Origin of the sequence: Prauserella cavernicola (assembly GCF_016595675.1) — a bacterium.
GTDB classification, from domain to species: Bacteria; Actinomycetota; Actinomycetes; order Mycobacteriales; family Pseudonocardiaceae; genus Prauserella_A; species Prauserella_A cavernicola.
Genome location: NZ_JAENJH010000016.1, coordinates 23,296 through 35,195 on the forward strand (window position 1 = coordinate 23,296; position 11,900 = coordinate 35,195).

Annotated in this window: 12 protein-coding genes; 10 read left to right on the top strand and 2 right to left on the bottom strand. The window is 71.2% G+C overall.

The window, feature by feature from the left end; genetic code table 11:
- Positions 1-3: 3 nt before the first annotated feature.
- Positions 4-843 carry a TIGR03560 family F420-dependent LLM class oxidoreductase gene (locus JHE00_RS33640; protein ID WP_200326119.1) on the bottom strand — a complete coding sequence of 280 codons (840 nt, stop codon included), beginning with the start codon at positions 841-843 and terminating at the stop codon, positions 4-6.
- 229 nt (positions 844-1,072) lie between these two features.
- Between JHE00_RS33640 and JHE00_RS33645 the strand changes: the two genes are divergently transcribed.
- Together JHE00_RS33645 and JHE00_RS33650 are read left to right on the top strand one after the other, a co-directional pair.
- Positions 1,073-2,296 (top strand): NADP-dependent isocitrate dehydrogenase, encoded by a 1,224-nt coding sequence (locus JHE00_RS33645; RefSeq protein WP_200326121.1) that lies wholly within the window; start codon positions 1,073-1,075, stop codon positions 2,294-2,296.
- 93 nt (positions 2,297-2,389) lie between these two features.
- Positions 2,390-2,896: a hypothetical protein gene (locus JHE00_RS33650; protein WP_200326123.1), complete on the top strand. Its 507-nt coding sequence runs from the start codon at positions 2,390-2,392 to the stop codon at positions 2,894-2,896.
- A 9-nt stretch (positions 2,897-2,905) separates the two neighbouring features.
- On the opposite strand, the gene JHE00_RS33655 is transcribed toward JHE00_RS33650, so the two are convergent.
- On the bottom strand, positions 2,906-3,844 hold the full coding sequence (locus JHE00_RS33655; RefSeq protein ID WP_200326125.1) for a LysR family transcriptional regulator: 939 nt from the start codon (positions 3,842-3,844) through the stop codon (positions 2,906-2,908).
- Between the two features lie 103 nt (positions 3,845-3,947).
- Between JHE00_RS33655 and JHE00_RS33660 the strand changes: the two genes are divergently transcribed.
- From JHE00_RS33660 to JHE00_RS33695, 8 genes are all read left to right on the top strand, one after another.
- Positions 3,948-4,835: an FAD binding domain-containing protein gene (locus JHE00_RS33660; protein ID WP_200326126.1), complete on the top strand. Its 888-nt coding sequence runs from the start codon at positions 3,948-3,950 to the stop codon at positions 4,833-4,835.
- A gap of 2 nt (positions 4,836-4,837) precedes the next feature.
- Entirely contained in the window at positions 4,838-5,347 is a 510-nt protein-coding gene (locus JHE00_RS33665) for a (2Fe-2S)-binding protein (protein ID WP_200326186.1), read from the top strand.
- Positions 5,344-7,722, top strand: a complete 2,379-nt coding sequence (locus tag JHE00_RS33670) for an aerobic carbon-monoxide dehydrogenase large subunit (protein ID WP_200326127.1) — start codon at positions 5,344-5,346, stop codon at positions 7,720-7,722. The genes JHE00_RS33665 and JHE00_RS33670 overlap by 4 nt, the downstream gene beginning before the upstream one ends.
- Entirely contained in the window at positions 7,719-8,615 is an 897-nt protein-coding gene (locus JHE00_RS33675) for an XdhC family protein (RefSeq protein ID WP_200326128.1), read from the top strand. The genes JHE00_RS33670 and JHE00_RS33675 overlap by 4 nt, the downstream gene beginning before the upstream one ends.
- Positions 8,608-9,498: an AAA family ATPase gene (locus JHE00_RS33680; RefSeq protein ID WP_200326129.1), complete on the top strand. Its 891-nt coding sequence runs from the start codon at positions 8,608-8,610 to the stop codon at positions 9,496-9,498. The genes JHE00_RS33675 and JHE00_RS33680 overlap by 8 nt, the downstream gene beginning before the upstream one ends.
- Positions 9,488-10,594, top strand: coding sequence for a vWA domain-containing protein (locus tag JHE00_RS35735; RefSeq protein ID WP_200326130.1), 1,107 nt, complete (start codon positions 9,488-9,490; stop codon positions 10,592-10,594). Before JHE00_RS33680 ends, JHE00_RS35735 begins: the two co-directional genes overlap by 11 nt.
- 118 nt (positions 10,595-10,712) lie before the next feature.
- On the top strand, positions 10,713-11,033 hold the full coding sequence (locus tag JHE00_RS33690) for an SH3 domain-containing protein (RefSeq protein ID WP_200326131.1): 321 nt from the start codon (positions 10,713-10,715) through the stop codon (positions 11,031-11,033).
- Between the two features lie 39 nt (positions 11,034-11,072).
- Positions 11,073-11,876 (top strand): exodeoxyribonuclease III, encoded by an 804-nt coding sequence (locus JHE00_RS33695; RefSeq protein ID WP_200326133.1) that lies wholly within the window; start codon positions 11,073-11,075, stop codon positions 11,874-11,876.
- Positions 11,877-11,900: the final 24 nt, after the last annotated feature.

Consider the following 11,900-nt stretch of genomic DNA (forward strand, 5'->3'; position numbering starts at 1 on the left):
GGGTCAGGTCAGTGGGGTGGCCGCGGTGGCCAGGGTTTCCAGGAAAGCCGGTTCGTTGTGGTGGGGGAGGTTGAAGACCAGCAGGTCGACTCCCGCGTCGCGGTAGCCCGCCGCTTCCTCGATCGCGGGGCCGATGCCCCGATCGGCGTGCACGCGGACGTTCACCGCGCAGGTGATCTCGCCGGGATCGCGGCCGACGTCGGCGCAGTGGCCGTGCAGGATCTCCCTCAGCTCCAGCCAGTGCTGCGGCGACTCGGTGCCCGCGTGCCAGGTCTGCGCCCAGCGCGCCGCCGCGCGGAGCGTGCGTGTGGGTCCCTTGCCGCCGATCGTGATCGGCGGGTGCGGCCGCTGCACCGGCTTGGGCTCGCAGCGGGCGTCGGTCAGGCGGACGTGCTCGCCGTGCAGCGTCGTCGTCTCCTGGGAGAGCAGCCCGATGATCGCCTGCACGCTCTCGTCGAAGAGGTCGAAGCGCTGCTTCAGCGGTGGCAGCTCGATGCCGTAGGCGTCGCACTCCTGCTTGTTCCAGCCCGCGCCGAGGCCGAGTTCGAGCCTGCCGCCGGAGATGATGTCGGTGGTGGCCGCGATGTTGGCCAGCACCGCGGGATGGCGGTAGATCATGCCCGTCACCTGGCAGCCGATGCGGATGCGCCGGGTCGCCTGCGCCATCGCGGCGAGCATCGTCCAGCCCTCGAGGTTGGGCGCGGTCACGTCGCCGGAGAGCGGGTAGAAGTGATCCCAGTTCCAGGCCGACTCGAACAGTTCGATGTCGTCGGCGGCCCGCCACACGTCGAGCAGCTCGGCCCACGTCGTGTGCTCGGGCTTGGTCTTGATCGCCAGTCGCATGGGCCCACCTTCTCGCGTTCGGCGAGCTCGTGCCGAGAACCTGAGCACAGGATCATGCGCGGGCCCCCACGCGCGTCGTAGATTGCGGGGGACCCGAGTTCGCGGCGGAAACCGTACTGGTGAGTAACCAGGGCCCGCCGACGGTGGACTCGAAATAGCAGTACGCTTGTACCGCTACTACGTGCCTGAAAGACGAACGCGAAGATCCGCGAGAGGAGCCCCGCTGCTCATGGCCAAGATCAAGGTCGAGGGCACCGTCGTCGAACTCGACGGTGATGAGATGACCCGCATTATCTGGCAGTTCATCAAGGACAAGCTGGTCCACCCGTACCTGGACATCAACCTCGAGTACTACGACCTGGGCATCGAGGAGCGGGACCGCACCGACGACCAGATCACGGTCGACTCCGCGAACGCCATCAAGAAGCACGGCGTCGGCGTGAAGTGCGCCACGATCACCCCGGACGAGGCCCGCGTCGAGGAGTTCGGCCTCAAGAAGATGTGGCGGAGCCCGAACGGCACCATCCGCAACATCCTCGGCGGCGTGATCTTCCGCGAGCCGATCGTCATCCAGAACATCCCGCGGCTCGTCCCGGGCTGGACCAAGCCGATCATCGTCGGCAGGCACGCCCACGGTGACCAGTACAAGGCCACCGACTTCAAGGTCCCCGGTCCCGGCACCGTGACCATGACCTACACCCCCGAGGACGGCTCGGAGCCCATCGAGTTCCAGGTCGCGAACTTCCCCGAGGGCGGCGGCGTCGGCATGGGGATGTACAACTACCGCAGCTCGATCGAGGACTTCGCGCGCGCCTCGCTGCAGTACGGCCTCGACCGTGGCCTTCCCGTCTACATGTCGACGAAGAACACGATCCTCAAGGCCTACGACGGCATGTTCAAGGACGTGTTCCAGGAGATCTTCGACGCCGAGTTCAAGTCGGACTTCGACGCCAAGGGCCTCACCTACGAGCACCGCCTCATCGACGACATGGTCGCGGCCTCCCTCAAGTGGGAAGGCGGCTACGTCTGGGCGTGCAAGAACTACGACGGTGACGTGCAGTCGGACACCGTGGCGCAGGGCTTCGGCTCGCTGGGTCTCATGACCTCGGTGCTGCGCACGCCGGACGGCCGGACCGTCGAGGCCGAGGCCGCCCACGGCACGGTGACCAGGCACTACCGCCAGCACCAGCAGGGCAAGCCGACCTCCACCAACCCGATTGCCTCGATCTACGCGTGGACCCGGGGCCTCGAGCACCGCGGCAAGCTCGACAGCAACTCCGAGCTGGTCGGCTTCGCCAACAAGCTCGAGCAGGTCGTCATCGAGACCGTCGAGAGCGGCAAGATGACCAAGGACCTCGCACTGCTCGTCGGCAAGGAGCAGGAGTACCAGACCACCGAGGACTTCCTCGCGACGCTGGACGCCAACCTGGCCCGCAAGATCTCGCAGGGCTGAGCCCGCGAGCTGACTGTCGCACCACCACCACGCGGCGCGCGGTTTCCTCCGGAAACACTCCGGAGGGGGCCGCGCGCCGTTAGTATTTCCGCCGTGCCGACCTGGTCCCGTGTTCTGCTTCCCCTGCTGCTCGTGCTGACACTCGCCGGGTGCGGCGAACGCGTCGCCGGCACCGCGTCCGCGCCCGCCTCGGCCGAGCAGAGCGGCGCTTCCGAAGCCCCCGACGACTCAGGGGACTCCGCGCCGGACACCTCGTCGATCGATCTCGCGCAGCTGCCCGGTATCTGGCGCGGGACCTACACCTGTTCGCAGGGCGAGACAGGAATCGAACTCGAGATCTCCGAGCCCGAGGGCGACTCCGTGCCGGCCGTGTTCTCCTTCTTCCCCGTCGAGGGCGGGCCGCCGACGGAGACGGGCAGCTTCTCCGTGATCGGCTCCGAGACCGACGGGCAGTTCGTGTTCCGTCAGGACGCCTGGATCTCGCAGCCCGAGGGCTTCGTCATGGTCGACCTCGGCGTCGCCTCTGTGCAGGACGACACGATGACCGGCCGCGTGGGCGGGCCCTCCTGCAGTGACTTCTCGGTCACCAAACAGGGCTAGCGAACCGGGTCAGGACCAGATCGTCACGTAGACCGGCGGCCTGAACCGCGAGGGCGGGACGCCACCGCCCGGCGAGCGCATCACCTGCATCGCCCCCGGCGTACCGAGGAAGTACCGCAGCGACGCCGCCGCGGGCGAGCAGCGGTCGCGCGCGGGGGTCGTCACGTGCCAGTACAGCGCGAGCGGGGTGCGCGCCGTCGGCACCCGCACGAGCTCGCGCCGCCGCAGCTGCGGGGCCACGAGGTGCTCCAGCGCGATCGACACGCCCGCCCCTCGCGCCGCGGCCGACCACGCCGCCGTCTGGTTCGAGTAGACCCGCACGTGCTCGTCCGGAACGCCGAGCAGCCGCAGCAGCCGGGCCGAGTCGCTGTCCGCGTCGGCGCCGGACGGGTCCACCAGCCACGGCCACGCCGGCGGTCCGCCGCTGGGCACGAACTCCGGCGAGGCCACCGCGACGAGGGAGTACCGGAAGATCGGCTCGCTCTCCAGTTCGGGCTCGTCGAGCTTCGGGCCGAGCGCGGCGTCGGCGAGCCGGTTGGCCACCAGCACCGCCATCTCGGAGGTCTTCGCCAGCCCCGCCGAGCAGTCGACGCGGTTGCCCGAGCGCATGCCGAACGCCTCCAGCAGCGGATTGGCGACGAACTCGGCGATGGTGCTCGTGACCACCACGCGCAGTTCCTCGGCCGCGCCCGTGGCCTCGCGCACGGCGGCGTCGGCGTCGGCGCCCAGCGCCACCATCTGCGAGGCGATGGGCAGCAACCGCTTGCCACCCGGAGTGAGCGTCATCCCGGTGGAGGTGCGCACGATGAGCCTGTCGCCGTGGCGGCTGCGCAGCGCGGCCAGTGCCTGCGACACCGCGGGCTCGCTCACCCCGAGGGTCCTGGCCGCGTCGGTCACCGAGCCGAGCCTGGCGACGAGCACGAAGGCGCTGAGCTGGCCGAGGGTCATGAAGCACCGCCCGTAGCAGTGACCTCTGTCACCTGATCAGGCTACATAACCGAACGCTTAACCGGCCATTGCCGCGCCGCCGGAGCGGCGCGAGGCTCGCCGTATGCAGGTACCCGCACAGTTCCGGTACGAGAAGGCGAGCAGCGTCGAGCACGCGCTGACCCTGCTCGACAGATTCGGCGCGGAGAGCCGCGTCGTGGCAGGCGGTCACAGCCTCATCCCGATGATGAAACTCCGGCTGGCCCAGCCCGAAGCGCTCATCGACATCAACGACCTCGACGAGCTCGCCACCATCAGCGTCGAACAGTCGACGCTGTGCATCGGCGCGCTGGTCCGGCACACCGATCTGCTCTCCTCGGCGCTGGTCGGTGAGCACTTCCCGATCTTCGCCGACGCCGAGCGCGTGATCGCCGACCCCGTGGTGCGCAACCGCGGCACGGTCGGCGGCTCGCTCTGTCAGGCGGATCCCTCCGAGGACCTGTCGGCCGCGTTCGCCGCGGTGCGAGGGGAAGCCGTGATCCAGTCCGCGGACGGCGTTCGCACGGTCCCGGTGCGGGAGTTTTTCGTCGGCCCGTACCAGACCGTCGTCGAGCCGGGCGAGCTGCTCGTGCAGCTGCGGGTGCCGATCCGGTCGTCGGCGTCGGCCTACCTCAAGGTGGAACGCAGGGCCGGGGACTGGGCCGTAGCCGCGGCGGGAGCCGAGCTGCGCCTGGCCGACGGCGTGCTGGCCGAGACCGGCATCGGGCTCACCGCCCTCGGCGCCCCGAACTTCCACGCGAGCGAGGCCGAGGACTTCCTCACCGGAGGCCCGGCGACCGACGAGCGGTTCGCCGAGGCCGGCCGCATCGCCGCGCGGCACTGCAACCCGATCGCCGACCAGCGCGGTCCCGAGGCGTACAAGCGGCACCTCGCCGCGACGCTCGTGGACCGCGTTCTGCGCGTCGCGCGCACCCGCTGGAACGGACTGCACCCCGAGGAGGAGGCGAGATGATCATGGAGGTCACGGTCACCGTCAACGGCCACGCGTACACGCGGACCATCGAACCGCGCCTGCTGCTCACGCACTTCCTGCGCGACGAGCTCGGGCTCACCGGCACCCACTGGGGCTGCGACACCTCCAACTGCGGCACCTGCGTGGTGTGGCTCGACGACGTGCCGGTGAAGTCGTGCACCGTGCTCGCCGTGATGGCCGACGGCCGTCAGGTGCGCACCGTCGAGGGACTCGAGGGCGCCGACGGGCTCGACCCGGTGCAGCAGGGGTTCGTCGCGTGCCACGGCCTGCAGTGCGGGTTCTGCACGCCCGGCATGTTGATGACCGCCCGCTGGCTGATCGACCACAACCCGGCACCGTCCGAAGGCGACATCCGGGAGGCGATCTCCGGGCAGCTGTGCCGGTGCACCGGTTACGAGAACATCGTGCGTTCCGTGCGCTGGGCCGCCGAGCACGAGGCGGGCGTGCGGGAGCACACCGTCGAGGAGGCCGGAACGGAGGTGCAGGCATGACCGCCGTCGAACAGCCCGAGACGCCGCTGGGCCACGGCAACATGCGGCGCAAGGAGGACGCGCGCTTCATCAGGGGCAGGGGCACCTACGTCGACGACGTCACGCTGCCGGGGATGCTGCACGGCGCGGTGCTGCGCAGCCCCTACGCGCACGCGCGCATCGTGTCGATCGACACCAGCGCCGCGCAGGCACATCCCAAGGTCAGGGCCGTGATCACCGGCGAGACGCTCGCGGGACTGAACCTCGCGTGGATGCCGACGCTCTCGCACGACGTGCAGGCCGTGCTGGCCACCGACAAGGTGCGCTTCCAGGGCCAGGAGGTGGCCTTCGTCGTCGCCGAGGACCGCTACTCGGCCCGCGACGCGCTGGAGCTCATCGACGTCGACTACGAGGCGCTGCCGCCCGTGATCGACGCGCGGCAGGCGCTGGCCGAGGACGCGCCCGTGATCAGGGACGACCTCGAGGGCCGTACCGACAACCACATCTTCGACTGGGAGTCCGGCGACGCGGCGGCCACCGACGACGTGTTCGCGAGCGCCGAGGTCGTCGCCGCGCAGGACATGCTGTACCCGCGGGTGCACCCGGCTCCGCTGGAGACGTGCGGCGCGGTGGCGGACATGGACGCGGTCACGGGCAAGCTCACCGTCTGGACCACCACTCAGGCCCCGCACGCGCACCGCACGATCTACGCGCTCGTCGCGGGACTGCCCGAGCACAAGATCCGGATCATCTCGCCCGACATCGGCGGCGGGTTCGGCAACAAGGTGGGGATCTACCCCGGCTACGTGTGCGCGGTGGTCGGCTCGATCGTCACGGGCAAGCCGGTGAAGTGGGTGGAGGACCGTTCCGAGAACCTGATGAGCACGTCCTTCGCCCGCGACTACCACATGCACGGCGAGATCGCGGCCACCAAGGACGGCCGGATCCTCGGACTGCGGGTGAACGTGCTCGCCGACCACGGAGCCTTCAACGGCACGGCGCAGCCGACGAAGTTCCCCGCCGGGTTCTTCGGCGTCTTCACCGGTTCCTACGACCTCGAGGCCGCGCACTGCTCGGTGACCGGGGTCTACACCAACAAGGCACCGGGCGGCGTCGCCTACGCGTGCTCGTTCCGCATCACCGAGGCCGTCTACCTCGTGGAGCGGCTCGTCGACGTGCTCGCCTTCGACCTCGGGATGGACCCGGCCGAGCTGCGCATGAAGAACCTGCTGCGGCCGGAGCAGTTCCCGTACCGCAGCAAGACCGGCTGGGAGTACGACTCCGGCGACTACCCGACGGCGCTGCGGGCCGCGCTCGACCTCGCGGACTACCCGGCGCTGCGCGCGGAACAGGCGCTCAAGCGCGAGCGCGGCGAGCAGATGGGCATCGGCGTCGCGTTCTTCACCGAGGCCGTCGGGGCGGGCCCGCGCAAGCACATGGACATCCTCGGGCTGGGCATGGCCGACGGCGCCGAGCTGCGCGTGCACCCCACCGGCAAGGCCGTGCTGCGGCTGTCCTGCCAGACGCAGGGGCAGGGGCACGAGACGACGTTCGCCCAGATCGTCGGTGAGGAGCTGGGCATCTCGCCCGACGACATCGACGTGGTGCACGGCGACACCGACCAGACGCCGTTCGGTCTCGGCACCTACGGCTCGCGGTCGACGCCGGTGTCCGGCGCCGCGGCGGCCGTGGTGGCCAGGAAGGTCAGGGAACGCGCGCGCATCGTCGCCTCCGCGATGCTCGAGGTGAGCGCCGATGACCTGGAGTGGGAGAAGGGCCGCTGGTTCGTGCGCGGCGACGTCGAGGCGGGCAGGACGATCCAGGAGATCGCGCTGGCCGCGCACTCGGACCTCGAACTGCCCGAGGGCGTCGAGGGTCATCTCGACGCCACGTGCGTCTACAACCCGCCGAACCTGACCTATCCCTTCGGCGCGTACGTGTGCGTGGTCGACGTGGACGCCGACACGGGGCAGGTGACGGTGCGCCGGTTCGTGGCCGTGGACGACTGCGGCGTGCGCATCAACCCGATGATCGTCGAGGGCCAGGTGCACGGTGGTCTCGCCGACGGGGTCGGAATGGCGCTGATGCAGGTGATGGCGTTCGACGAGGACGGCAACCACCTCGGCGGCTCGTTCATGGACTACCTGCTGCCGACGTCGATGGAGTGCCCGTCGTGGGAGCTCGGCGAGACGGTGACGCCCTCGCCGCACCACCCCATCGGCGCCAAGGGCATCGGCGAGTCGGCCACGGTGGGTTCCCCCGCGGCCGTGGTGAACGCCGTCGTCGACGCGCTGCGCCCCTTCGGCGTCCGGCACGCCGACATGCCTCTCACCCCGGCCGCCGTGTGGAGCGCGGCGCAGGGGACTCCACTTCGGACGGATCTGGCGATCACATGACCGGCACCGACACCGGGCTGCTCGCGCACGCCGAGTCGCTGAGGGCGCAGCGAAGACCCTTCGTCCTGGCGACCGTCGTGCGTGCGCAGCGCCCGACCAGCGCCAAGCCGGGCGACCGCGCGCTCGTGCTCGACGACGGCACCCTCGAGGGGTTCGTCGGGGGCACGTGCGCGGAGTCGTCCGTGCGCCTGCAGGGCATGCGTCAGCTCGCCAGCGGCGAGTCGACGCTGCTGCGCATCAGTCCCGCGGCCGAGGGCCGGGGCGTGGCCGAGGGCGTCGTCACGGTCGTCAACCCGTGCCTGTCCGGCGGCACCGTGGAGATCTTCCTCGAACCGCAGCTGCCGCCCGCGCTCGTCGAGGTGTTCGGTGACGCCCCGATCGCGCGGGCGCTGCACACCGTCGGCGCGGCGCTGGGCTACGACGTCAGAGCCGCGGCGCCAGGGGAGCCGATCTCCCCGGAGACCACCGCGGTGGTGGTCGCGACCCACGGCACGGGCGAGGACACCGCTTTAGCGGCCGCGCTGGAGGCCGATGTCGGCTACATCGGACTGATCGCCAGCCCTCGTCGGGGCGAGCAGGTGCTCGCGGCGCTCGGCGTGAGCACCGGGCGCGTGCACACGCCCGCCGGGCTCGACCTCGGCGCGCGGACCCCGGAGGAGATCGCGCTGTCGGTGTACGCGCAGCTGGTCGCCACCCGGCCCCGCGCGGCGGCCGAGGCCCCGGAACGGGTCAGCGCGCCCGCCGAGTCCGTCGACCCGGTGTGCGGCATGACCGTCGCGGTCACCGAGGGCGCGCTGCGGACGACGCACGAGGGCCGCGACCGCTACTTCTGCGGGCCGGGCTGCCTGCAGGCGTTCACCGACGATCCCGCTCGCTACGGCACCCATGAGTGAACCCACCGAACCCACCGACGTCGCGGACCTGGCGCGCGTGCTGGAGGGCGCGGGCTACCTCACCGACGAGTCCCTTGCCACCGCGTTGTTCCTGTCGGTGCGCATGGCGCAGCCGATCCTGCTGGAGGGCGAGCCCGGCGTCGGCAAGACCGAGGCGGCCAAGTCCCTCGCCCGCGCACTGCGGACCCCGCTCATCCGGCTGCAGTGCTACGAGGGCCTCGCCGCGGCCGACGCGCTCTACGAGTGGAACTACCCGCGCCAGCTGCTGGCGATCCGGCTCGCCGAGGCGCGCGGGACGCCGCTGGCCGAGGCCGACCTGTTCACCGACGACTACCTGCTGGCCAAGCCGCTGCTCTCGGCCATCGACCACCGTGGCCCGAACCCCGCGGTGCTGCTGATCGACGAGGTGGACAGGGCCGACGACGAGTTCGAGGCGTTCCTGCTGGAGCTGCTCGCCGAGGCCAGCGTGACGATTCCCGAGCTCGGCACCCGGCGAGCGGCCCACCCGCCGATCGTGGTGCTCACGTCCAACCGCACGCGCGAGCTGCACGACGCGCTCAAACGCCGGTGTCTGTACCACTGGATCGCCCATCCCGAGCCGGACCGGGTCGCGGCGATCATCCGGCTGCGCGTGCCGGGAGCGGCGAGCTGGCTGGCTCCCCGCGTGGCCGACGCGGTGGCGCGGCTGCGCGATCTCCGGCTCTACAAGCCGCCCGGTGTGGCGGAGGCGATCAACTGGGCGAGCGCCCTGCACGTGCTCGGCGTGGAGTCGTTCGACGCCGACGCGGTGCGCCGCAGCCTCGCGGCGGTGCTCAAGTACGAGGAGGACCGCGCGGTCGCCGAGGCGGCCGGGTTCGCGAGGGCCGTCGGCGATGCTGGCTGAGCTCGTCGCCCGGTTCTGCGCGCTGCTGCGGGAGGAAGGACTCGCCGTGGGACCCGACCGCGCGGCCCGCTTCGCCAGGTCGGTGGTGGAGGTGTCGCCGTCGAGCGCGGCGGAGTTGTACTGGTGCGCGCAGGCGACGCTGACGTCGGCGCCCGGCGACACCGCGGTGCTGGACCGCGTGTTCGCCGCCGTGTTCGGGCAGACGGGCGAGGTCGTGGTCGCCGCGGGAGCGGGCGGCACGGCGACCGTCACCGGCTCGGGTGGCAGCACCGCGCGGCGGCTCGACACCGCCGAGGGCGGCAGGGCGTCGGGACGCGACGTGGAGACCCCGTCGCTCGGCTCGGCGGTGGAGCGACTCGCCGCCCGCGACTTCGCCGAGCTCGACGAGAGTGAGCTGGCGCAGCTCGCCGAGGCCATGCGGCGGTTCCGGATCGCCACGCCGCTGCGGGTCTCGCGCAGGCACCGCGCCGCGGCGGCGGGCCGCTGGGTCGACATGCGGGAGACGCTGCGCAGGGCGCGCCGCACCGGCGCCGAGCCCGTGCTGCTGCGCAGGAGGGTCCCGAGGTACAAGCCGAGGAAACTGGTGGTGCTGTGCGACATCTCGGGCTCGATGCAGGCGCAGGCGCGGGCGATGCTGCAGGTGCTCGTGTGCGCGGCGGGCGGGGCGAAGGCCGAGGTGTTCACGTTCGCGACGCGCCTCACCCGCATCACCCACGTCCTGGCGCGTGACCCGGCGACCGCGTTGCGCGAGGCGGGCGAGGCCGCGCCCGACTGGTCCGGCGGCACGCGCATCGGGGCGAGTCTGCGGGAGTTCCTCGACCGGCACGGCGCGCGCGGCCTGGCGCGGGGCGCGGTGGTGGTGCTGATCTCCGACGGGTGGGAGGCCGGTGATCCGGCGGAGCTGGAGACGCAACTGGCGCGGCTCCGGCGGATCGCGCACCGCGTGGTGTGGGTCAACCCGCGCACGGCGAAGCGCGGTTACCGCCCGCTGGCCGGCGGTATGGCGGCGGCGTGGCCGTACTGCGACGCGGTGGTGAGTGCCCACCGGCTGGATGCCGTCGACGAGCTGGTGCGGACCATTCGTGACGTAGGGTGATCGGCCGGTCACGATCTTGGCGCGCCCGGGTGGTTGCTCCGTCGGGGCCTGTCGCGGCGGCCGGTCCGCCCTTACTCTCCTGGAGAAGCGCCTGACGCCGTCCTCCAGGGGAGTGCCAGTGGTACTCGGGATTCCGAAGAAGACGATCATTTTGGTCGCGCTGCTCGTGGGCGTGGTCGTGGTCTTCGCGATCGGTTCGGACCAGGAGTCCTCCGGAGCGGAGGGCGGTGACTCCGACGCCTGTCTGGTGACGGTGACGGCGGACGTCCTCAACGTGCGCGCCGAGCCGGGCACCCACTCCGAGATCGTCGGCAAGTACAAGCACGACTCCGAGGCCGAGGCGACCACGGTGGTGCGCAACGGTTTCCGGCAGCTCGGCGAGAACCGCTGGGCACACGACGACTTCCTCCAGCCCGTCGACGGCGCGAAGTGCGGTTAGTACGCGTCGTTGTCGGTGCCGCCGGGTAACCTGCGCGACGTGCTGACCGTCTCCACCGTCAACGTCAACGGGCTGCGTGCCGCCGCCAAAAAGGGCTTCACCGAGTGGTTCGCCGCCACGAGCGCGGACGTCGTCGCGTGCCAGGAAGTGCGCGCCGACTCCGACAGCCTGTCGCCCCAGCTCCGGGAGCCCGACGGCTGGCACACGGTGCACGCGGTGAGCTCGGCCAAGGGCCGCAACGGGGTCTGCCTCTACAGCAGGGCCGAGCCCGAGTCGGTGCGCGTCGGCTTCGGCGAGCCGGAGTTCGAGGACAGCGGCCGCTACACCGAGATGCACCTGCCCGGTCTCGTGGTGGCGAGCCTGTACCTGCCGAGCGGCGACGTCGGCACGGAGCGCCAGGACGAGAAGGAGCGCTTCATGGCGGCGTTCCTGCCCTACCTCGCCGAGCTGCGCGGCAAGGCCGAGGCCGAGGGCCGCGAGGTGCTCGTGGTGGGCGACTGGAACATCGCGCACGCCGAGATCGACCTCAAGAACTGGAAGGGCAACCGGAAGAGCTCCGGCTTCCTGCCCGAGGAGCGCGCGTGGCTGGACCGCGTGGTCGGCGAGGTCGGCTACGTCGACCTGCAGCGCAGGCTCGACCCGGAGGGCCCCGGCCCGTACACGTGGTGGTCCTACCGGGGCAAGGCGTTCGACAACGACTCGGGCTGGCGCATCGACTACCTGATGGCGACGCCGGGACTGGCGCAGCGCTGCACGTCGGTGGTCGTGGAGCGCGCCGAGACCTACGACCAGCGGTGGTCGGACCACGCGCCGGTCACGGCGACGTTCGCCGAGCGGTCCTGAACCCGGTTGTCCGGGGCCGAGCAC

What these genes read in the sequence shown, in the direction of transcription:
- JHE00_RS35735 (WP_200326130.1), top strand. Translation starts at nt 9,488, where the DNA reads ATGCTGGCTGAGCTCGTCGCCCGGTTCTGCGCGCTGCTGCGGGAGGAA.
- JHE00_RS33680 (WP_200326129.1), top strand. Translation starts at nt 8,608, where the DNA reads ATGAGTGAACCCACCGAACCCACCGACGTCGCGGACCTGGCGCGCGTG.
- JHE00_RS33645 (WP_200326121.1), top strand. Translation starts at nt 1,073, where the DNA reads ATGGCCAAGATCAAGGTCGAGGGCACCGTCGTCGAACTCGACGGTGAT.
- JHE00_RS33655 (WP_200326125.1), bottom strand. Translation starts at nt 3,844, where the DNA reads ATGACCCTCGGCCAGCTCAGCGCCTTCGTGCTCGTCGCCAGGCTCGGC.
- JHE00_RS33675 (WP_200326128.1), top strand. Translation starts at nt 7,719, where the DNA reads ATGACCGGCACCGACACCGGGCTGCTCGCGCACGCCGAGTCGCTGAGG.
- JHE00_RS33660 (WP_200326126.1), top strand. Translation starts at nt 3,948, where the DNA reads ATGCAGGTACCCGCACAGTTCCGGTACGAGAAGGCGAGCAGCGTCGAG.
- JHE00_RS33670 (WP_200326127.1), top strand. Translation starts at nt 5,344, where the DNA reads ATGACCGCCGTCGAACAGCCCGAGACGCCGCTGGGCCACGGCAACATG.
- JHE00_RS33640 (WP_200326119.1), bottom strand. Translation starts at nt 843, where the DNA reads ATGCGACTGGCGATCAAGACCAAGCCCGAGCACACGACGTGGGCCGAG.
- JHE00_RS33665 (WP_200326186.1), top strand. Translation starts at nt 4,838, where the DNA reads ATGGAGGTCACGGTCACCGTCAACGGCCACGCGTACACGCGGACCATC.